16 protein-coding genes are annotated in these 20,101 nt (G+C 59.1%); 6 read left to right on the top strand and 10 right to left on the bottom strand.

Features of this window, described 5'->3' with window-relative positions; genetic code table 11:
- Window positions 1–187: 187 nt before the first annotated feature.
- From rbsK to K5Y30_RS11970, 3 genes are read left to right on the top strand one after another with little or no spacing between them, the layout of a single operon-like run.
- Window positions 188–1,105 carry a ribokinase gene (gene rbsK / locus K5Y30_RS11980; RefSeq protein WP_222185227.1) on the top strand — a complete coding sequence of 306 codons (918 nt, stop codon included), beginning with the start codon at window positions 188–190 and terminating at the stop codon, window positions 1,103–1,105.
- A 9-nt stretch (window positions 1,106–1,114) separates the two neighbouring features.
- Window positions 1,115–2,440 (top strand): L-fucose:H+ symporter permease, encoded by a 1,326-nt coding sequence (fucP, locus tag K5Y30_RS11975; protein ID WP_222211539.1) that lies wholly within the window; start codon window positions 1,115–1,117, stop codon window positions 2,438–2,440.
- Window positions 2,437–3,450, top strand: a complete 1,014-nt coding sequence (locus K5Y30_RS11970) for an aldose 1-epimerase family protein (RefSeq protein ID WP_222211537.1) — start codon at window positions 2,437–2,439, stop codon at window positions 3,448–3,450. The genes fucP and K5Y30_RS11970 overlap by 4 nt, the downstream gene beginning before the upstream one ends.
- Window positions 3,451–3,518: 68 nt before the next feature.
- Here the strand turns inward: K5Y30_RS11970 and urtE are convergent, their stop codons facing one another.
- The 8 genes from urtE to atzF all read right to left on the bottom strand — a co-directional run bounded on the left by urtE (window position 3,519) and on the right by atzF (window position 15,251).
- Complete coding sequence (urtE, locus tag K5Y30_RS11965; protein ID WP_222211535.1) at window positions 3,519–4,217, bottom strand: urea ABC transporter ATP-binding subunit UrtE; 699 nt, start codon at window positions 4,215–4,217, stop codon at window positions 3,519–3,521.
- A gap of 1 nt (window position 4,218) precedes the next feature.
- The gene (gene urtD / locus K5Y30_RS11960; protein WP_101762173.1) at window positions 4,219–5,010 is read right to left on the bottom strand and encodes an urea ABC transporter ATP-binding protein UrtD; all 792 of its coding nucleotides are present in this window, start codon (window positions 5,008–5,010) and stop codon (window positions 4,219–4,221) included.
- Complete coding sequence (urtC, locus tag K5Y30_RS11955; protein ID WP_210080896.1) at window positions 5,003–6,079, bottom strand: urea ABC transporter permease subunit UrtC; 1,077 nt, start codon at window positions 6,077–6,079, stop codon at window positions 5,003–5,005. The genes urtD and urtC overlap by 8 nt, the downstream gene beginning before the upstream one ends.
- Window positions 6,079–7,644 carry an urea ABC transporter permease subunit UrtB gene (urtB, locus tag K5Y30_RS11950; protein WP_222211533.1) on the bottom strand — a complete coding sequence of 522 codons (1,566 nt, stop codon included), beginning with the start codon at window positions 7,642–7,644 and terminating at the stop codon, window positions 6,079–6,081. The genes urtC and urtB overlap by 1 nt, the downstream gene beginning before the upstream one ends.
- Before the next feature lie 185 nt (window positions 7,645–7,829).
- Window positions 7,830–9,098 carry an urea ABC transporter substrate-binding protein gene (urtA, locus tag K5Y30_RS11945; protein ID WP_110867492.1) on the bottom strand — a complete coding sequence of 423 codons (1,269 nt, stop codon included), beginning with the start codon at window positions 9,096–9,098 and terminating at the stop codon, window positions 7,830–7,832.
- A gap of 28 nt (window positions 9,099–9,126) precedes the next feature.
- Complete coding sequence (locus K5Y30_RS11940; protein ID WP_192412422.1) at window positions 9,127–9,825, bottom strand: GntR family transcriptional regulator; 699 nt, start codon at window positions 9,823–9,825, stop codon at window positions 9,127–9,129.
- Window positions 9,826–9,834: 9 nt separating this feature from the next.
- Window positions 9,835–13,452 carry an urea carboxylase gene (uca, locus tag K5Y30_RS11935; protein ID WP_222211532.1) on the bottom strand — a complete coding sequence of 1,206 codons (3,618 nt, stop codon included), beginning with the start codon at window positions 13,450–13,452 and terminating at the stop codon, window positions 9,835–9,837.
- A 2-nt stretch (window positions 13,453–13,454) separates the two neighbouring features.
- Window positions 13,455–15,251 carry an allophanate hydrolase gene (gene atzF / locus K5Y30_RS11930; protein WP_222211530.1) on the bottom strand — a complete coding sequence of 599 codons (1,797 nt, stop codon included), beginning with the start codon at window positions 15,249–15,251 and terminating at the stop codon, window positions 13,455–13,457.
- A 258-nt stretch (window positions 15,252–15,509) separates the two neighbouring features.
- Between atzF and sltY the strand changes: the two genes are divergently transcribed.
- Complete coding sequence (sltY, locus tag K5Y30_RS11925; protein WP_222211528.1) at window positions 15,510–17,429, top strand: murein transglycosylase; 1,920 nt, start codon at window positions 15,510–15,512, stop codon at window positions 17,427–17,429.
- Between the two features lie 44 nt (window positions 17,430–17,473).
- Window positions 17,474–17,797 (top strand): trp operon repressor, encoded by a 324-nt coding sequence (trpR, locus tag K5Y30_RS11920; RefSeq protein WP_101762165.1) that lies wholly within the window; start codon window positions 17,474–17,476, stop codon window positions 17,795–17,797.
- Here trpR and yjjX read toward each other — a convergent pair.
- Window positions 17,794–18,315 (bottom strand): inosine/xanthosine triphosphatase, encoded by a 522-nt coding sequence (gene yjjX / locus K5Y30_RS11915; RefSeq protein ID WP_217549141.1) that lies wholly within the window; start codon window positions 18,313–18,315, stop codon window positions 17,794–17,796. The two genes, trpR and yjjX, sit on opposite strands and share 4 nt — an antisense overlap.
- Window positions 18,316–18,366: 51 nt before the next feature.
- On the opposite strand from yjjX, the gene gpmB reads away from it, so the two are divergent.
- A complete protein-coding gene (gene gpmB / locus K5Y30_RS11910) occupies window positions 18,367–19,014 on the top strand; it encodes a 2,3-diphosphoglycerate-dependent phosphoglycerate mutase GpmB (protein ID WP_222185240.1) in 648 nt (215 codons plus the stop codon).
- A 37-nt stretch (window positions 19,015–19,051) separates the two neighbouring features.
- On the opposite strand, the gene robA is transcribed toward gpmB, so the two are convergent.
- Window positions 19,052–19,930: an MDR efflux pump AcrAB transcriptional activator RobA gene (gene robA / locus K5Y30_RS11905; protein WP_110867499.1), complete on the bottom strand. Its 879-nt coding sequence runs from the start codon at window positions 19,928–19,930 to the stop codon at window positions 19,052–19,054.
- Window positions 19,931–20,101 lie beyond the last annotated feature (171 nt).

Here is a 20,101-nt window from a genome sequence, read left to right as displayed (position 1 = left end):
GCTTCGCTCTGATTCTCAATGTTGTTCCATTGTTAGAATAATAACATTCATTTCTACCAATTAATGGCTGTTTATCGGCTTTTTATCAGGATGTCGAGGTGTGAAATTTATCACACAATTAACTTTATTAACCTGATATTGTTATTTTAATAACATTATAAAGTTAAAAATTCACCGGGAGAAAACAATGGATATTGCGGTTATTGGGTCAAATATGGTGGACCTCATTACCTATACCAATCAGCTGCCTAAAGCGGGCGAAACGCTGGAAGCACCCGATTTTGCCATCGGCTGCGGGGGTAAAGGTGCCAATCAGGCTGTGGCAGCAGCGAAGATGGGCGGCAGCGTGATGATGGTGAGTAAAGTCGGCGACGATCTGTTCGCGCCGAATACCGTGGCCAATCTGCAGCAGCAAGGCGTTGATACCCGCTTCGTCACCACCGCGCCAGGCACCTCCAGCGGCGTGGCACCTATCTTCGTCGACGATCAGTCGCAGAACCGCATTCTGATTATCAAAGGTGCCAACCAACAGTTGAAGCCAGCCGATATCGATGCCGCCGCTGACGCGTTGAAAAGCTGCCAGTTGATCATCCTGCAGCTGGAGATCCCGCTGGAGACCGTTTATTACGCCATTGATTTTGCCCGTCAGCATGACATCAAAGTGATCCTCAATCCGGCACCGGCGGTGGCGGATCTCAATATCGACTACGCCTGCAAATGCGACTTTTTCATGCCGAATGAAACCGAGCTGGAGATCCTCACCGGCATGCCGGTCACCACGGATGAAGAGGTGAAGCTGGCGGGGCAATCGCTGCTCAAACGCGGGCTGAAAAACCTGATCATCACGCTGGGCGGGCGCGGTTCGCTGTGGATGTCTGGCGACAGCGTGCATCAGGTTGCCCCCACCGCGGTAAAAGCGGTGGATACCAGCGGCGCGGGCGATGCCTTTATCGGCTGCTTCGCCCACGAGTTGGTGAAAAGCGGCGATATCCCGGCCGCGATGGCGCAAGCCTCGGCTTATGCCGCCTGCAGCGTGACCGGTCGCGGCACGCAGCGCTCCTATCCCGACGCGGAAACCTTCCAGCGTTTTCTCAACGTTCACTGAGGTCGAGTTATGCAACCGAACATTGTTCAGCAATCTGATGGCTATCTGAATAAAACGCCGCTGTTCCAGTTCATTTTGCTCTCGTGCCTGTTCCCGTTGTGGGGCTGTGCGGCGAGTCTAAACGACATCCTGATCACCCAGTTCAAAAGCGTGTTCGCGTTAAGCGATTTCGCCAGCGCGCTGGTGCAGAGCGCGTTCTACGGCGGCTACTTCCTGATTGCTATTCCGGCCTCGCTGGTGATCCGTAAAGCCACCTATAAACTGGCGATTTTATTGGGCCTGGCGCTGTATATCGTGGGCTGCGTGCTGTTCTATCCCGCGTCGCACATGGCAACCTACACCATGTTCCTGGCAGCGATTTTCGCCATCGCTATCGGTTTGAGCTTCCTCGAAACCGCCGCCAACACCTACAGCTCGATGATTGGTCATCGCGATCACGCCACGCTGCGCCTGAATATCAGCCAGACCTTCTATCCGGTGGGCGCACTGATGGGCATCGTGCTGGGCAAATATCTGGTGTTTCAGGAGGGCGACAGTCTGGAAAGTCAGCTGGCCGGCATGAATGCGGAACAGGCGCATGCGTTCCGTCTCACCATGCTGGAGCATACGCTGGAACCCTACAAATATCTGGTGATGGTGCTGGTGGTAGTGATGCTGCTGTTTCTGTTCACCCGCTATCCGCGCTGCAAACCGGAAAGCAGTGAAAAATCGTTGCCGTCGCTCGGCGAGACTTTCCGCTACCTGGCGGCGAATCGTCACTTCAAACGCGGCATTGTGGCGCAGTTCTTGTATGTCGGCATGCAGGTGGCGGTATGGTCGTTCACCATTCGTCTGGCGCTGACGCTCGGCGCGGTCAATGAGCGCCATGCCTCTAACTTTATGATTTACAGCTTCATCGGCTTCTTTATCGGTAAATTTATCGCCAACGTCCTGATGACGCGCTTCCGTGCGGAAAAAGTGTTGATTGCCTACTCGCTGCTGGGTGTTCTGGCGCTGGCGTATGTGATGTTTGTGCCGAACTTTACCGCTGTCTATGCCGCCATCCTGGTCAGTGCGCTGTTTGGTCCGTGCTGGGCGACGATCTACGCTGGAACGCTGGCGACCGTCGATAACAAATACACCGAAGTGGCGGGCGCGTTTATCGTGATGTCGATTGTCGGTGCTGCCTTTATTCCTGCGATTCAGGGCTTCGTCTCCGATCATCTGGGATCGATGCAGCTGGCGTTCGGCGTTTCGCTGCTGTGCTTCGCCTGGGTGGGTTACTTCTTCTGGGGCGAGCTGCGTCATAAAAAACAGGCAGAAGCAGCCGGTCGTTTAGTTGAGGAGATGCCATGAAAACCCGTTTACCGTTACGTCGTGAGCAGTTTCATGAAACGCCAGCCACGCTGCTGCGCAACGAGACGTTCCACGTCGAGCTGTTTCGCTATCCCGCAGGCGTGGAAGCGGTACGCATCAGCAATCCACGCGGCACGGTGATCGTACTGCCGTTTTACGGTCAGATGGTGTGGGACGCTAACTTTGACGGCCATTCGCTGACCATGAGCCACAGCTTTAAGCAGCCGCTGCCCGGCAGTTCGATCATTGATACCTACGGCTGTTTCGCTTTCCACTCCGGGCTGCTGGCCAACGGCTGTCCGGCAGAGGATGACGATCATCCGCTGCATGGCGAAATGGCCTGCGCGCGCATGGACAGCGCATGGATGGTGCTGGAGGACGATCGCCTGTCGCTGGAGGGCGAAACCGAATATGTGAAGGGCTTTGGCCATCACTATCTTGCCGCACCGGCGGTGCGCCTTGAGGCCAATGCTGCGCGCCTGCACATTGAGATGAACGTCACTAACCTGGCAGGCGCGCCGATGCCGCTGCAGTATATGTGTCATTTGAACAGCGCCTGGCTGGATCGAGGGCGTTTCCAGCAGTCAATTCCGACCGATGCGTTCCAGCTGCGCAGTTCGATCCCGGCGCACGTCAAACCTACCCCGCAGTGGCGCGCATATACCGATCAACTGGCGCGCGATCCGCAGGCGTTTCAACAGTTGGATCAGCCGCAGATGTGCGATCCGGAGATCGTGTTTTTCGCCGACGATCTCCAGCAGTACGGTGATGAGATGCAGTTCGAGCTGCACTCACCGCAAGGGTTTGCCCTGATGACGCGCTTCTCCAGCCAGCAATTCCCGCACGCCACGCGCTGGATGCTGCATAACCGCGATCAGCAGGTCGCCGCCTATGTGCTGCCGTCAACCTGCCGCCCGGAGGGTTTCAAAGCCGCACAGCGCGCCGGCACGCTGATTGAGCTGGCTCCCGGCGAGCAGCGTCACTTCAGCGTTGAGACCGGGATTTTATAGGGTCGTCATTTATGGCGACCTGGTTTCCAGCTGCGCATAACTGCACACCCTACGAAGAAATGGTGCAACTAAATCGCCACTAATCCGCGTACGCCCTCGGCTTCCATGGCGGATCCGGCGCCGCGCTGCACGATCTCGCCGCGTGACATCACCAAATAGCTGTCGGCCAGTTCGGCGGCGAAATCATAAAACTGCTCGACGAGCAGGATCGCCATATCACCGCGCTGCGCCAGCTGGCGGATCACCGCCCCGATCTCCTTGATCACCGACGGCTGGATCCCTTCGGTTGGCTCATCGAGGATCAACAGCTTTGGTGAACAGGCGAGGGCGCGGCCAATCGCTAATTGCTGCTGTTGTCCGCCCGACAGGTCGCCGCCGCGGCGCGCTTTCATCTCACGCAGCACCGGAAACAGTTGATAGATCTCCTCCGGCACCGCTTTGGCCTGTGCGCCAGAAAACCGTGCCAGCCCCATCAGCAGATTCTCTTCCACCGTCAGACGCGGGAAAATCTCGCGCCCCTGCGGCACATAAGCGATACCGGCCTGCACGCGCTGATGCGGCTTGCGGTTGTTGATCACTTTATCCTGCCAGCGGATTTCGCCGGATTTGGCCGGAATCAGCCCCATCAAACATTTCAGCAACGTGGTTTTACCCACGCCGTTGCGTCCCAGCAGGCAGGTAATTTCACCCGGTTTAGCCTCAAACGACAAGCCACGCAGAATGTGGCTGCCGCCGTAATATTGATTCAGTTCCGCGACTTGCAGCATGTTAACGCCCCAGATAAACGTCGATAACCCGATCGTCCGCCTGCACTTCGCGTAACGATCCCTCGGCCAGCACCTGGCCCTGATGCAGCACGGTGACGTGATCGGCAATGGTTTCAACAAAGCCCATGTCGTGCTCGACCACCATCAGCGAATGCTTACCGGCGAGGCTGCGAAACAGCTCGGCGGTGTACTCGGTTTCAGCATCGGTCATGCCCGCTGCCGGTTCATCCAGCAGCAGCAGATGCGGGTCCTGCACCAGCAGCATGCCGATTTCCAGAAACTGCTTCTGACCGTGCGACAGCAAACCGGCTTTGCGCTGACGTTCGCCGCCCAGCCGCAGCAGTTTTAGCACCTCATCAATGCGATCCTGCTGCTCGCTGTTCAACCGCGCGCGCAGGCTGGCCCACACCGATTTGTCGTTTTTCAGCGCGATTTCCAGATTCTCAAATACCGTCAGCGCTTCGAATACCGTGGGTTTCTGGAACTTGCGCCCAATACCGGCGCGCGCGATCTCCACCGGCGACATTTTGCTGAGATCGGTATCCTGGTCGTAGATCACCTGGCCATTATCCGGCCGGGTTTTACCGGTGATCACATCCATCAGCGTGGTTTTTCCCGCGCCGTTGGGGCCGATCACACAGCGTAGTTCGCCCACGCCGATCTTCAGTGAGAGATCGGTGAGCGCGCGAAAGCCGTCGAACGACACGTTGATCTTCTCCAGCTGCAATACCGGATCGCTTTGTTCACGATAGCGATCCGAGGGATGAGGTTGGGTAAACAGTTGTTCAGTCATCACGCCTCCGGCGCAGCAGGCCAATCACGCCACGCGGCAGGAACAGCGTGACCAGGATAAACATCAGGCCAAGGAAAAACAGCCAATATTCCGGGAAGGCGACGGTGAACCAGCTTTTGGCTCCGTTAACGATGGCGGCACCAAGCAGCGGACCAATCAGCGTGCCGCGTCCGCCCAGCGCCACCCATATCGCCGCTTCAATCGAGTTGGTTGGCGACATTTCGCTGGGGTTGATAATGCCAACCTGCGGCACGTAGAGCGCGCCCGCCAGCCCGCACAGCACCGCCGACAGCGTCCAGACAAACAGCTTGAAGCCTTTGGGATCGTATCCGATGAACATCAGGCGGTTCTCCGCATCGCGCACCGCGGTCAACACGCGGCCAAACTTGCTGCGTGCCAGCGCGAAGCCAATGCCGAGGCTGACCAGCAGCAGCAGCACCGTGGCGACAAACAGCCCAATACGCGTGCCGGTAGCGGTGACGTTAAAGCCGAGCAATGTGGTGAAGCCGGTAAAGCCGTTGTTGCCGCCGAAGCCGGTTTCGTTGCGAAAAAACAGCAGCATGCCAGCGTAGGTCAACGCCTGCGTCATGATTGAGAAGTAAACGCCTTTGATTTTCGAGCGGAAGGCGAAGAAGCCAAACACCAGCGCCAGTAAACCCGGCACCAGCATGATCAGGCACAGCGCCCAGGCAAAATGTTGCGTGCCCGCCCAAAACCACGGCAGCTCACTCCATGAAAGAAAAGACATGAAGGCGGGCAGGCCGTCGCCGGAGGCCTGACGCATCAAATACATGCCCATCGCATAGCCGCCAAGCGCGAAGAACAGGCCGTGACCGAGCGACAGCAGCCCGGCGTAACCCCACACCAAATCGAGCGCCACCGCGACCACGGCGTAACAGAGAATCTTGCCGACCAGCGTTAGCGTGTAGGTGGAGATCGCCAGCGGATGGGGGGCGGGCAGCAGGGCGCAGAACGGCAGCGCCAGCAGCAGCGCAGCGATCACCACGCCGAGGCTGAGCGTCAGGCGTGGCGCTTTGCGCGCAATAGTTAACGTCATTGGCTGGCTCATCAGTCAATCACCCTCCCTTTGAAGGCAAACAGGCCCTGCGGGCGTTTCTGGATAAACAGCACGATCAGCACGAGAATGAGGATTTTTCCCAGCACCGCGCCAATCTGCGGCTCCAGCACTTTGTTAAGAATGCCAAGACCAAAGGCCGCGACCACGGTGCCCGCCAGTTGGCCGACGCCACCCAGCACCACCACGAGGAAGGAGTCGATGATGTAGCCCTGACCGAGCTCCGGCCCGACGTTGCCGAGCTGCGACAGCGCCACGCCGCCGAGTCCGGCGATGCCAGAACCGAGGCCAAACGCCAGCATATCGATACGTCCGGTCGGCACGCCGCAGCAGTCGGCCATTGCGCGGTTTTGCGTCACGGCGCGCACGCTCAGGCCGAGACGGGTTTTATTCAGCAGTAGCCAGGTGAGGGCCAGCACGGCAAACACGAACAGGATCACCGCGATACGGTTGTACGGCAGCACCAGATTCGGTAATAGCTGCAGCCCGCCGGAGAGCCAGCCTGGGTTAGCCACTTCCAGGTTCTGCGCGCCAAACAGCATGCGCACCAGTTGAATCATCATCAGGCTGATACCCCAGGTGGCGAGCAGCGTTTCCAGCGGACGTCCGTACAGATGGCGGATGATGGTGCGCTCCAGCAGCATGCCCATGCAGGCGGTGACCAGAAAGGCCACCGGCAGCGCCAGCAGCGGATACCAGGCCAGCCACTGCGGTGCGAACTGCTGGAACAGGCTTTGCACAAACCAGGTGGCGTAGGCACCCAGCATCAGCATTTCGCCGTGCGCCATGTTGATTACGCCCAGCAGGCCGTAGGTGATCGCCAGACCAAGCGCGGCCAGCAGCAGAATCGAACCGAGCGACAGGCCGGTAAACGCCTGACCGAGCAGATCGCCCCACATCAGGCGCTGTTTAATCTGCTTCAGGCTGGCGGCGGCGGCATCACGCACGCTGGCATCGGGTTCATTGCTGGACTGGGTTAAGCGCGTGAGGCTGGCCTGCATGTTGGGATCGCTGGATTCGCCGAGCAGTTTGACAGCCTTAAGGCGCAGCGCCGCATCCGGGCTGGCGAGTTGCAGGTTGGCCGCTGCCATCAGCAGTACGTCGTGCACTTTCGTGTCTTTTTCCAGCGCGAGACGCTGCTCAATCAGAGGCAGCATATCGGCGACGCCATCGTTTTGTAGTTGTTGTGCGGCATGTAAACGGATCGCGGCATCATCGCTCACCAGCTGATGGGCGGCGAGGGCGCTGGCAATCAATACGCGCAGGCGGTTGTTCATGAACAGCTTTTTGGTGTCGCCGTCGGGCTGTTGCGCGCTGTCGAGCGGCTGCAACGCTTCACCTTTTTTGCTGAACGGCTGCTGTTTTTGGTCGATGACCACGGTTTCATTGCGCAGCGCCTGCAGCAGCGGCAAGCGACTGGCCTGCGGTGCGGCGGCCCACTGCTGGAGCAGCGTGGCTTGTTGCGCGCGGCTGGCGGCCGCGAAGTCTGCGCCATCGCCCGCCTGGGCGAGCCAGGGCAGCAGTAACAGCAGACAGCAGAGATAACGGCGGATTGTCATGGTTCTGGCCCTGATGGTGAGAAGTTGTTTTGATTTGGATTGGTGTGGCTGTCCCCCATCCCGGCCTTCCCCCATAAATGGGGGAAGGAGACGCTGCCACATGCATGTTCATTGCTGGCATTGGGCAACGTCGTCCTCCCCCATTCATGGGGGAGGACCGAGGAGGGGGACAGCCAGCACAACCCCTACTGCGTTGATTTCACCGGATGGTCCGGCTTCTTATCATTACCCGCAATGTACGGGCTCCACGGCTGGGCGCGTACCGGTTGCTCGGTCTGCCACACCACGTTGAACTGACCGTTCTCTTCCACTTCACCAATCATCACTGGCTTATGCAGGTGATGGTTGGTTTTATCCATGGTCAGGGTGAAACCGTCCGGGGCTTTAAAGGTCTGTCCCGCCATCGCCGCGCGCACTTTATCCACATCGGTGGTGCCCGCTTTCTCTACCGCCTGCGCCCACATGTGCAGGCCAACGTAGGTCGCTTCCATCGGGTCATTCGTCACCACGGTGTTGGCGTTCGGCAGGTTGTGCGCCTTAGCGTAGGCGCGGTAATCCGCGACGAACTTCTGGTTAGTTGGGTTATCCACCGACTCGAAGTAGTTCCACGCCGCTAGCTGACCGACCAGCGGTTTGGTATCAATGCCGCGCAACTCTTCCTCGCCGACGGAGAAGGCGATCACCGGGATATCCGTGGCTTTGATGCCCTGATTGGCCAGCTCTTTGTAGAACGGCACGTTGGAGTCGCCGTTGATGGTGGAGATCACCGCGGTTTTGCCACCGGCAGAGAACTTCTTAATGTTGGAGACGATGGTCTGATAATCGCTGTAACCAAATGGCGTATAGACCTCTTCGATGTCTTTATCCTGTACCCCTTTGGTATGCAGGAAGGCGCGCAGAATCTTGTTGGTGGTGCGCGGATAGACGTAGTCGGTGCCCAGCAGGAAGAAGCGTTTCGCGCTGCCGCCATCTTCACTCATCAGGTATTCCACCGCCGGAATCGCCTGCTGGTTCGGCGCGGCACCGGTGTAGAACACGTTCGGTGACATCTCTTCGCCTTCATACTGCACCGGATAGAACAGCAGGCCGTTCAGCTCCTCAAACACCGGCAGCACCGATTTGCGCGATACCGAGGTCCAGCAACCAAATACCGCCGCCACTTTGTCCTGCGTCAGCAGCTGACGCGCTTTCTCAGCGAACAGCGGCCAGTTGGAGGCCGGATCGACTACCACCGGTTCCAGCTTTTTGCCCAGCACGCCGCCTTTGGCGTTGATCTCATCGATAGTCATCAGCGCCACATCCTTCAGCGGCGTTTCGGAGATCGCCATGGTGCCGGAGAGCGAGGACATAATGCCGACCTTGATGGTGTCAGCAGCCTGCGCCGCAAAGGCAAAGCCCATGCTGGCCACAGAGGCAGAGAGCGCGAAAGCCTTGAGCAACGAACGTCTTTTCATCAGTAAACCCCTCACGATGTTTGTATTGTTATTCAATGGGTTGAAGTCGAGCCTGCTGTAACATATGCAATGTGATCTTTCTGACCTCTGCCTTACTGACGGCGATGTGGTCGGTTAAAATGCGCTGCGCCTCCTCGGTTTGTTGCTGGAAAATCGCCCGTAAAATCTGAGCGTGCTCGCGGTATGTCGCCTCCATTCGGTCGTCTCGGGTAAAATCGAGACGGCGAATGATGCGGATTTTTTCGGTCAGTTCGGCGTGGATGCGCGCCATCTCCTGATTGCCAGCGGCGGCCACCAGCGCCATGTGAAAGGCTTCATCCTGCGCCGAAACCGCTTTGCCATCGGCCAGCGGCGGTGCATCCATCCAGAAGCTTTTCAGCGCGGTGAGCATGTCGATGCACTGCGGTGCGGGCAGTGCGCACAAGCGGCGCACCGCTTCGCACTCCAGCACGGTGCGAAAGTCGTACAGCTCTTCGAAATATTCAAAGTCAAACGGCTTCACCTGCCAGCCGCTGCGGAACCACACTTCGACGTAGCCCTCGCGCTCCAGCCAGAACAGCGCCTGACGCACCGGCGTGCGGCTCACTTCCAGCCGATCGGCGATTTCGTTTTCGCTGAAGCGATCGCCCGGCATCAGTCGGAACTCAAAAATGTCCTGTTTCAGCGCCTGATAAACCTTTTCGGCCAGCGCTTCCGGACGACCTTTGCTACGAGGGCTCGTGTTCATGCCGACTCCTTATTCCAGCCACAGCAGGGCATCGCCCGGACTCACCGGACGTCCTGCCTGGCAGGCAATGCGTTTCACGGTGCCGGCCTGCGGCGCGACAATCGCCAGTTCCATTTTCATCGCTTCCACGATGATCAGCGTTTGACCGGCTTCCACCGCGTCGCCTGGCTGAACCAGCACTTTCCAGATGTTGCCGTTCATATCGGCGCACACCGCCAGCGCATCGTCGTCGGCTTCGGCCACAGCCAGCGTCTCCTCGGTGGTGAGCGGCGCGTTCTGCTCTTCCTGCGCCCACAGCGTCACTTCCTGTTCGAAGGCGGCGGACTGACGCTGGCGGAAATCGCTGATCGACGCGGCATTTTCCGCCAGGAATTGATGATGGGCGGCGAAGTCGAAGACCGTTTCTTCGATGCGCACCGTGGCGCGGCCTTCGCGGAAGTCATCGCGCAGCTGCGTCAGTTCGTCTTCCGTTACCGGATAAAAGCGCACCTGATCGAAGAAGTGCAGCAGCCACGGCTCGTCGGCCGCGAACTGCTCGTTTTTCAGGAATTTGTTCCAGATTGGCAGCGTGCGGCCTACCAGCTGATAGCCGCCGGGTGAATCCATGCCGTAGATGCACATGTACATGCCGCCAATGCCAACCGTGCCTTCAGCGGTAAAGGTGCGCGCCGGGCTGTATTTGGAGCTCAGCAGGCGATGGCGTGGATCGATCGGTACCGCGCACGGCGCGCCGAGATAGACATCGCCGAGGCCGAGAATCAGGTAGCTGGCATCAAAAAGGGTGTCGCGCACCGCTTCGCGGCTCGCTAAACCATTAATACGCTGGATAAAATCGACGTTGTTCGGCAGCCACGGCGCGCTGGCACGTACAGTTTCTTTGTAACGTTCGACCGCGCCGAGCGTGGCGCTGTCTTCGAAGGCCATCGGCATCCAGACAATGCGCGACGGCACTTTCAGCTGACTGACATCGCCGAGCCCGGCTTCCAGTTCCAGCAGCAGTTGCATCAGCTGTTTCTGGCTGAGAATCAGGCTGTCGTAGCGTACCTGCAGAGAGCGCACGCCCGGCGACAGCTCTTCTACGCCCGGCACCGCGCGCTCACGCAGCGCATTCATCAGCAGATGCACGCGCAGACGCAGCGCCAGATCCAGCACGTTATCGCCGTACTCAATCAGCACATATTTGTCGCCCGCCTGGCGATAAACCGCTGCTGGCGTGGTTGTCGTGGCGGGGAGCGCCGCCAGCAAGGTCGCGGAACCGATAGCGCTGGCCGCTAAAGAGGGCACCGCAAAGGCCGGCGCGTGGCTGCTGCGCAGCGTGGCCACGCTGTGCGCCTGGGCTTTTTCCAGCGCCACCGCTTCGTCGGCGCTGATCGGGTGAAAACGGATTTTATCGCCCGGTTTCACCTGGCCGACTTTCCACAGTTCGGCTTTGGCGATGGTCACCGGGCAGACGAAGCCGCCGAGGCTGGGGCCGTCGTGCGTCAGGATCACCGGGAAGTCGCCGGTGAAGTTCACCGCGCCGATAGCGTATTCGCAGTCATGCACGTTGGACGGATGCAGACCGGCTTCGCCGCCGTTGGCGCGCGTCCAGGTGGGTTTAGGGCCAACCAAACGCACGCCGAGGCGGTTGGAGTTGTAGTGCACCTGCCAGTCGCTGGCAAAGAACTCATCAATCGCCGCCTGAGTGAAGAAATCCGGTGCGCCGTGCGGTCCATACAGCACGCCGATGCGCCATTCAGTGCCGTAGTGCGGCACCAGCGCCTGATCGAGCGCCTGCGGTGCGCTGACCGGCGCGGGCGTGGTGCAGGCGGCGAGCTGCGGCTGGGAGATCGGCAGCATGTCGGCGACGCGCAGGGTGCGACCGGCGTGGCCGCCAAACTGGCCGAGCGAGAAGGTGGAGCGGCTGCCGAGATATTCCGGCACGTCGAAACCGTTGCGCACCGCTAAGTAGGTGCGACAGCCGCTCTGCGCACGGCCCAGCGTCAGGGTTTGTCCCGCTTTGACGCTGACGGGCTGCCAGTACGCGATGCTTTCACCATCGACATCCGCCGCGCAATCAGCGCCTGTCAGGGCGATGACGGCATCGCTGTGGAAGCGCAGCGTCGGGCCTTGCAGAGTGAATTCGAGTCCCGCGGCGCTGTCGTGGTTGCCGACAATGCGGTTGGCCAGGCGGAAAGCGAAATCGTCCATTGGGCCGGACGGCGGCACGCCGATATCCCAATAGCCGAGGCGGCCAGGGAAATCCTGAATGCTGCTGAAGGTGCCGGGTTGCAGCACTTCAATCACGCTGGCGGCTGGCGTGAAGCTATCGAGAAAACGCGTCCACACCTTGCCGCTACGGAAGGCGTCGGTGGCAACGATCTGACGCAGATAATCGAGATTGCTGGCGATGCCGTGCAGTTGCGTGGCGTCGAGCGCCTGCTGCATCTTCGTCAGCGCCGCTGCGCGCGTGTCGGCATGCACGATCAGTTTGGCGACCATCGGATCGTAAAACGCCGAGACTTCGGTGCCGGTATCGATCCAGCCATCGACGCGCACATCGTCCGGGAAACTGACGTGGGTCAGCACGCCGGGGCTTGGCTGGAAGTTTTTCAGCGGATCTTCGGCGTAGATACGCACTTCAATCGATGCGCCAGCGGGCGCTTGCTGCAGGCGCGCCCAGTCGAGGGCGTCGCCAGACGCCACTTTCAGCATGCACTCAACCAGATCGAGGCCGGTGACGCATTCGGTGACCGGATGTTCAACCTGCAGGCGAGTGTTCACTTCGAGGAAGTAGAAGGCATCTTGTTCGGCGTCGTAGATGTATTCCACCGTACCTGCGCTGCGATAATTCACCAGCTCGCCGAGGCGCACCGCAGAAGAGAGTAGCGCTTCACGCGTTGCCTGCGGCAGATTCGGGGCCGGCGTCTCTTCCACCACTTTCTGGTTGCGGCGCTGCAGCGAACAGTCGCGTTCGCCAAGCGCGATCACTTTGCCGCTGCCGTCGCCAAAAATCTGTACTTCAACGTGGCGCGCGCGGTCAATGCAGCGTTCTAAAAACACGCCCGCATCGCTGAAGAACTGCTCGCCAAGACGGCGCACGCTCTCCCACGCATTGCGCAGCGCATCGGCATCGGCGCAGCGCGTCAGGCCAATACCGCCGCCGCCTGCAGTGCTCTTCAGCATCACCGGATAACCGATGGTGTCGGCGGCGCTTAAGGCTTCGTCCAGTGAACTCAGCAGCGGCGTGCCCGGCGTCATCGGCACGCCCGCGCTGGCGGCTAACTCACGCGCGCGGTGTTTCAGGCCAAACTCGCCAATCTGCTGCGCGGTGGGGCCGACAAAGGCGATGCCGGCTTTTTCACAGGCGTCGGCAAACGGCAGGCTTTCTGACAAGAAACCGTAGCCCGGCCAGATGGCTTCTGCGCCGGTTTCCTGTGCAGCGGCGAGGATTTTATCGATGCGTAAATAGCTGTCGCTGGCTTTGTCACCGCCAAGGGCGATGGCGACGTCAGCTTCTTTGACGTGGCGCGCGTTGCGATCGGCATCGGAATAGACGGCGACGCTTTTCACGCCGAGGCGTTTTAAGGTGCGAATGGCGCGGCAGGCGATTTCGCCACGGTTAGCAATCAGAACGGTGCTGAACATGCTTATTTACTCCCCAGAGAGGCCAGCCAGTTGCGCCAGCCGCCAAATTCGGTAATTTCCAGCGCCTGCGACAGCACCGCCGGTTCACAGATAAAGCCTTTGACGACGCGTCCGTCGGCCAGCGTCAGCGAGCCAATGCCGAGCGGGGCCGGGATTTCCGCCACGAACTCGCCAAAGCGCGCCAGCGGGATATCCCACAGTTCCACGGTGATCGCCGCACCGCTCTCGCCACGCAGCAGGCCCGGCTTCTTAATCGGGCCATCGAGCAGGGCGAACAGACGGTAATTGCTGGCGGTTTGCGTCTCCTCCACCAGCACCGCCTGACGCGTGGTGAGCTGGAAGTTAAGCGGCATGCCGGTGAGATGCGCGCCCACCACCGCCACGCGGACGTGATCGGGTGAAACAGCGAATGCACATTGTTGAGCAGGCTGCGCTTTGCCGGTGGCACCAAGCGGCAGCGCCATCTGCTGCTGCCAGCGCAGGCCAAAACCAGCCAGCGCGCGATCGTGCCAGGCAGGCGCGATCAGCGTGATGCCGGCAGGCAATCCATCGGCACGGAACGGCGCAGGCAGCGCCAGCGCGCTGAGATCGGCGAGGTTGGTGAAGTTGGTGTAGGTGCCGAACTGCGAGTTGTAATGCACCGGCTCCTGCTGCATTTCGTCCAGCGTATGGATGGTTGGCGAGGTGGGCACCACCAGCGCATCGAACTGCGCCAGCGTTTGCTGAATCTGGCGCGTCAGTTCGGCGCGCAGGTATTCCGCCTGATAGGCTTCGACTGCGGTGTATTTCAGGCCGCTGCTGACGATGCCGTACACCACCGGATCCATCTCTTCCGGGCGGTTGATCATCTCGCCCACCGCCACGGTGCGCTCGGCGACCCACGGGCCGTAATAGAGCTGTTCGGCGAGTTGATGGAACAGGGAAAAATCGATCGGATGCAGCGTTGCGCCGCCGGCTTCTAATTTCTCCAGCGCCGCCAGCCATGCTGCTTCGGCTTGCTTGTCGCCGAAGAATTCAGGCGTGGCGGGAATGGCGAAATCGGGCTGCGCTTTAAAGCTGGCTGGCGCGGTGTGCGGATTGCTGCGCGAATAGGCATCGCCCGCGTCATAGCCGCCCGCTGCGGTAGCCACCGCGAAGGCATCTTCAACGGTTAACGCGAACACGGAAATGGTGTCATTGAGGCGGCAAGCCGGTACCACGCCGCTGGCAGAGAACCAACCTTTGGTCGGCTTGAGGCCAACGATGTTGTTGAAACCGGCGGGCACGCGGCCCGAACCGGCGGTGTCGGTGCCGAGCGAGAAGCACACCAGACCGCGCGCCAGCACCGACGCAGAACCGGAGCTGGAGCCGCCGCTGACGTAATCAGGATTGAAGGTGTTGCTCACCGCACCAAACGGCGAACGCGTGCCGACTAAGCCGGTGGCGTATTGGTCGAGGTTGGTTTTGCCAATCACCACCGCGCCTGCTGCTTTGAGCTGCGCGACAACAAAGGCATCGACTTCGGCGGTGTAGGTGAAGGCCGGGCAGGCGGCGCTGGTCGGCCAGCCGGCGACATCAATATTATCTTTTACCGCAAACGGCACGCCAAACAGCGGCAGCGCCGCCGGATTGCGCTGATAGCTCGCCAGCAGCGGTTCAATTTGTGCCTGCAGCTGCGCAGGCGTGGCGAGATAGAGCCACGCGTTATCCTGCGCGTCGATGGCGTCGAGATGAGCCGCCAGCAGAGCAGTAATCTGTTGTGGATCCTGTTGGTAACTGCGTTGCCAATCCTGGAGCGTAAAGCCAAAGGTCGATGCCATGAGTGAATTCCAACTGGTATACAAGATGGAATTCAACAGAGCAAAGCGCGTGCCATTTTTGTAAGCCGATGAAACCGCGTAGTTAATTGATGTGTAATACGTTTTTCTGATGATAAATTGCACAACGGCGGCGCAAACGCTGCGCAATGGCGGTGCGCGAGCGTAAATTTTGTGAAGAACATGGCAAGAGACGGTTGGCCTGGTTAGCATGAAAGAAGTCTGGCATGAGCTGGATCGCAGCACTGAGAGGAGAGCGTAATGGAGAAGTGGCGTTACTGGATGCTAGGGATCTGTCTGGCCAGCACGGCCAGCAGCGTATGGGCCGATTCGCTGGATCAGCAGCGACAGCGCTATGCGCAAATCAAGCAAGCCTGGGATAACAAACAGATGGACCAGGTGACGCAGCTGATGCCGACGCTGCAGGATTATCCGCTTTATCCTTATCTGCAATATCGCCTGCTGGCGCAGGATCTCGATCAAGAGACGCCGCTGGCGGTGAAGAACTTTATTCAACAGTATCCTACGCTGCCACCGGCGCGCTCGCTCTCAACGCGCTTTGTGAATGTGCTGGCGAACCGTCAGGATTGGCAGGGCGTACTCAGCTTCAGCCCGGATGAACCGAAACCGGTGCAGGCGCGCTGTAACTGGTACTACGCTAAGTGGGCGACCGGCCAGCAGCAGGCGGCGTTTGCCGGTGCGAAAGAGATTTGGCTGCGCGGCACCGCGTTACCGAACGACTGCGACAAGCTGTTTTCGGTATGGCAAGCCAGCGGGCAACTCTCGCCGATCACCATTCTCGAGCGTATTCGTCTGGCGATGAAAGCCGGTAACGACAGCCTGGTGAATTACCTGGCGAAAATGCTGCCGGCGGATTATCAAACCACCGCCAGCGGGCTGATTGCGCTGCAGCAGAATCCGCAAACCGTCACCACCTTTGCCAGCAGCATGGGACCCACCGATTTCACCCGCATGGCGACCAGCTATGCCTTCGCCCGCGTGGCGCGTGAGGATATGGATAACGCGCGCATGATGATCCCCCAGCTGGTGCAGGCGCAGAAGATGAGCCAGGCCGATGAGCAGGATCTGAAAGAGACCGTGGTGTGGCGCATGATGGGCGCGGATCTCACCAGCGAGCAGGCGCGCTGGCGTGATGCGGTGGTGATGAACAGCGAATCTACCGCGCTGGTGGAGCGCCGCGTACGTTTGGCGCTGAGCCAGAACGATCGTCGTGGTCTCAATACCTGGATTGCGCGTTTGCCGGTGGAAGCCAAAGAGAAAGATGAGTGGCAATACTGGCAGGCGGATTTGCTGATTTCGCAGGGCCGCAAAGAGGAAGCCAACGATATTCTGCGGAAGCTGATGCAGGCGCGCGGCTTCTATCCGATGGTCGCGGCGCAGCGCTTGGGCGTGGAGTATCCGTTGCAGGTCGACAAGGCTCCGGCCGCCGACAGCAGCGTGACGCAAGGTGCGGAAATGGCACGCGTGCGCGAGCTGATGTATTGGGGGCTGGATAACCTGGCGCGCAGTGAATGGGCCAATCTGATCTCCAGCAAAACCCGTTCGCAGCAGCAGATGCTGGCGCGTTACGCTAACGAGCAGGATTGGTGGGATCTCAGCGTGCAGGCCACCATCACCGCGAAAATGTGGGATAGCCTGAAAGAGCGCTTCCCGCTGGCGTGGCAAAACCTCTATCAGCAATACACCAGTGACAAAGGCATTCCGCAGAGTTATGCGATGGCGATTTCGCGTCAGGAGAGCGCGTGGAACCCGAAAGCGCGTTCACCGGTGGGCGCCAGCGGATTGATGCAGGTGATGCCCGCTACGGCGACGCATACCGTGAAGATGTATAACATTCCCGGCTATGTGAACAGCAGCCAGCTGCTGGATCCGCAGACCAATATTCAGATCGGTACGCAGTATCTGGAGTATGTCTATCAGCAGTTTGGTCAGAACCGAATCTTCTCTTCGGCGGCCTATAATGCCGGTCCGGGACGCGTGCGCAGCTGGCAGAAAACCAGCGGCGGTAATTTGGATGCGGTGGCGTTTATCGAAACCATCCCGTTCTCCGAAACGCGTGGCTACGTGAAAAACGTGCTGGCCTACGATGCCTATTACCGTTACTTCATGGGCAAACCGGACAAGATTCTCGCTGACAGTGAGTGGAATCGCCAGTATTGACTGTGCTATGCTTCCGTACTCGTTAATGAGTACGGAAGCCCTTCATGAGCCAACCCCTTTCTTCCCAGCCGGAATCGGCTCAGCCTGTTGAAGATAACTGGCTGCGATTTATCGAACTGATGCAAAATGCCTTTGCCGATGGCGTGGCGCTGCCGTTATTACAACTGATGATGACGCCGGATGAACGTGAATCCTACGGGACGCGTTTGCGCATTATTGAAGAGCTGATGAACGGCGATATGAGCCAGCGTGAACTGAAGAATGAGTTGGGCGTCGGCATCGCCACCATTACGCGCGGGTCTAATAGTCTGAAAGAGGCGCCGCCAGAGCTAAAACGCTGGCTGGAAGCGCGTCTCGGCCGCGGTTAACGCTGGCTGTAGAGCGGATGGGTGAACGGACACAGCGCCAGAATCAACGCCTGATGGTAGACGCTGGAGCGGCTAAGCAGGCCGTGGGTGAGGGCACCAATCGCGCCACCTTTGTGTTTGATATTCTCCACGCCGGTTAAGCGTGCCATCTCATCACCCAGTTCATGCCCGGCAGCCAAGCCTGCCACGACAATCGGCGGCAGCGTAAAGCTGGCCGAACGTGATTCTCCGCGCTGCTGCGCGTTTTCAACCACCATCCACGCAAAGGCGCAATCGCCTTCAATGCCCGCTTCGATCGCCACCCAGTAATCGGCCCGTGGACGCGTTTGACGCGCGTTCTCAACCCGCTGACGTGCGCCAGTTCGCGTTTCAACATCACTAAGTGGCTGGGCTGCGACGCCGCTCTCGACCTCAACCCCTTCGATGTGGCAGGATCCTTCGCCGAAAACGTCGTTGAACGCCTGAGCAATCGCGCGAATTTTTGCCGGGTTGATGGTGGCTGCGACAACATGGTACATAATTGTTTGAACCCTCGAGGCAAATTTGTCGCAGTATAACGGAAATTAAGCATGCTACAGGTCTATCTTGTTCGTCACGGTGAAACGGTATGGAATGCGGCTCGGCGCATTCAGGGGCAGTCTGACAGCCCGTTAACGGAAAAAGGTGAGCTGCAAGCTCAGCAAGTGGGCGAGCGGGTGAAATCGCTGGGCATTACCCACGTGATTGCTAGCGATTTGGGACGGACGCGGCGTACGGCAGAGATTATCGCCGATGCGTGTGGCTGCACCGTTACGCTCGATGCGCGTCTGCGCGAGCTCAACATGGGCTGCCTGGAACAACGTCCGCTCGATGGCTTAACCGAAGAAGAGGAAAACTGGCGGAAAACGCTGGTGGATGGCACCACCGCCGGCCGTATTCCGGGTGGCGAATCGATGGCGGAGATGGCGGCACGGATGCACGAAGCGCTGAATGCGCTGCTGGAGCTGCCTGCTGGTAGCCGTCCGCTGATTGTCAGCCACGGGATGGCGTTGGGCGTGCTGGTTAGCACCATTCTCGGTTTGCCTGCGCATGCGGAGCGTCGTTTGCGTCTGCGGAATTGCTCGATCTCGCGCGTGGATCATCAGCAGAGCGCGTGGCTGGCGGCCGGTTGGGTGGTTGAGACGGCGGGCGATGTGTCGCATCTGGATGCGCCTGCGTTAGACGAGCTTCAACGCTAAGCAGAAAAAAATGCCGTCGCGATGACGGCATTTTTTATTAGTTATTCTGTTGGCGAATCGGAATCAGGTATTCGCAGCGGATTTCCGTTGGCGGCTCGCTACGTTTTTTACCCCCGTGCGTGTAGAAACGCTCGATGTCCTGTCCCTGACGACGCACTAATCCCAGCGTTGGCATACAAGTGCCGTACAGCAGCAGGATAAATTCACCCAGCGCGCTGCGCGCACCGTTGTAGGTGAACTGTACGTAATCACCGGCTTCCACAATCACGCTCTGATTCGACTGCATGCTTTTTGCCAGCTGATCGGCAGGCACCGCAGTGGTGTAGAGAATCTCCTGCTCATCATCTTTTTCATGGCTGGCGCGCACCTGATGCAAGCCATACAGCACCGGCGGCACCGTGTCGGTTTCCAGCAGGAACTGCTTCCAGAAATGCAGGCGCATCTCATCGCGATAGCTGGAAATCTGCTCCAGCGTACAGGAGTAACTCTGCGTCTGGCCGACCAGCACCGTTTCTGGCAGCGTGACAAACTGCGCTTCCGGCATGCTGTTATTGTCGAGACGAATTGGCGGGCGAATGCCAAACGAGTTCCACTCCGATGAGCGACGATACCAGGCAGGCGTTTGGTTGAATTGCTTTTTAAACGCACGGGTAAAGGTCTGCTGCGAATCGAAGCGATATTGTAACGCTATGTCGAGGATGGGGCGGCTGGTCAGGCGAAGCGCCACCGCGGCTTTCGACAGCCGACGCGCGCGAATGTACGCACCAATCGCGTGGCTGGTTACTTCCTTGAACATCCGCTGTAGATGCCACTTGGAGTAGCCTGCTTTCTGCGCAACGTTATCTAATGAAAGCGGTTGATCCAGATGGCTCTCCAGCCAGACAAGCAAATCGCGAATGATACCGGCTTGGTCCATAAAACATCCTCATAACTCTCTGGTGGCGCAACTATGAAGTCGTCGAATAATAGCACGAAATGCACAAAAGCGTGGGGGCGGTTTGCTAATCGAGTGTGCTAAGTCAAAGCGGGTTAAAACCCTTTTAGGTTTGGTTCTCTGTTCGATTGACAGTACATTACATTCTCATCT

The organism is Pantoea sp. DY-5, from assembly GCF_019795955.1.
In the GTDB taxonomy this organism is placed as follows: Bacteria; Pseudomonadota; Gammaproteobacteria; order Enterobacterales; family Enterobacteriaceae; genus Pantoea; species Pantoea leporis.
This window is presented reverse-complemented; position numbering and strand designations above follow the sequence as displayed.

What these genes read in the sequence shown, in the direction of transcription:
- rbsK (WP_222185227.1), top strand. Translation starts at nt 188, where the DNA reads ATGGATATTGCGGTTATTGGGTCAAATATGGTGGACCTCATTACCTAT.
- fucP (WP_222211539.1), top strand. Translation starts at nt 1,115, where the DNA reads ATGCAACCGAACATTGTTCAGCAATCTGATGGCTATCTGAATAAAACG.
- K5Y30_RS11970 (WP_222211537.1), top strand. Translation starts at nt 2,437, where the DNA reads ATGAAAACCCGTTTACCGTTACGTCGTGAGCAGTTTCATGAAACGCCA.
- urtE (WP_222211535.1), bottom strand. Translation starts at nt 4,217, where the DNA reads ATGCTGCAAGTCGCGGAACTGAATCAATATTACGGCGGCAGCCACATT.
- urtD (WP_101762173.1), bottom strand. Translation starts at nt 5,010, where the DNA reads ATGACTGAACAACTGTTTACCCAACCTCATCCCTCGGATCGCTATCGT.
- urtC (WP_210080896.1), bottom strand. Translation starts at nt 6,079, where the DNA reads ATGAGCCAGCCAATGACGTTAACTATTGCGCGCAAAGCGCCACGCCTG.
- urtB (WP_222211533.1), bottom strand. Translation starts at nt 7,644, where the DNA reads ATGACAATCCGCCGTTATCTCTGCTGTCTGCTGTTACTGCTGCCCTGG.
- urtA (WP_110867492.1), bottom strand. Translation starts at nt 9,098, where the DNA reads ATGAAAAGACGTTCGTTGCTCAAGGCTTTCGCGCTCTCTGCCTCTGTG.
- K5Y30_RS11940 (WP_192412422.1), bottom strand. Translation starts at nt 9,825, where the DNA reads ATGAACACGAGCCCTCGTAGCAAAGGTCGTCCGGAAGCGCTGGCCGAA.
- uca (WP_222211532.1), bottom strand. Translation starts at nt 13,452, where the DNA reads ATGTTCAGCACCGTTCTGATTGCTAACCGTGGCGAAATCGCCTGCCGC.
- atzF (WP_222211530.1), bottom strand. Translation starts at nt 15,251, where the DNA reads ATGGCATCGACCTTTGGCTTTACGCTCCAGGATTGGCAACGCAGTTAC.
- sltY (WP_222211528.1), top strand. Translation starts at nt 15,510, where the DNA reads ATGGAGAAGTGGCGTTACTGGATGCTAGGGATCTGTCTGGCCAGCACG.
- trpR (WP_101762165.1), top strand. Translation starts at nt 17,474, where the DNA reads ATGAGCCAACCCCTTTCTTCCCAGCCGGAATCGGCTCAGCCTGTTGAA.
- yjjX (WP_217549141.1), bottom strand. Translation starts at nt 18,315, where the DNA reads ATGTACCATGTTGTCGCAGCCACCATCAACCCGGCAAAAATTCGCGCG.
- gpmB (WP_222185240.1), top strand. Translation starts at nt 18,367, where the DNA reads ATGCTACAGGTCTATCTTGTTCGTCACGGTGAAACGGTATGGAATGCG.
- robA (WP_110867499.1), bottom strand. Translation starts at nt 19,930, where the DNA reads ATGGACCAAGCCGGTATCATTCGCGATTTGCTTGTCTGGCTGGAGAGC.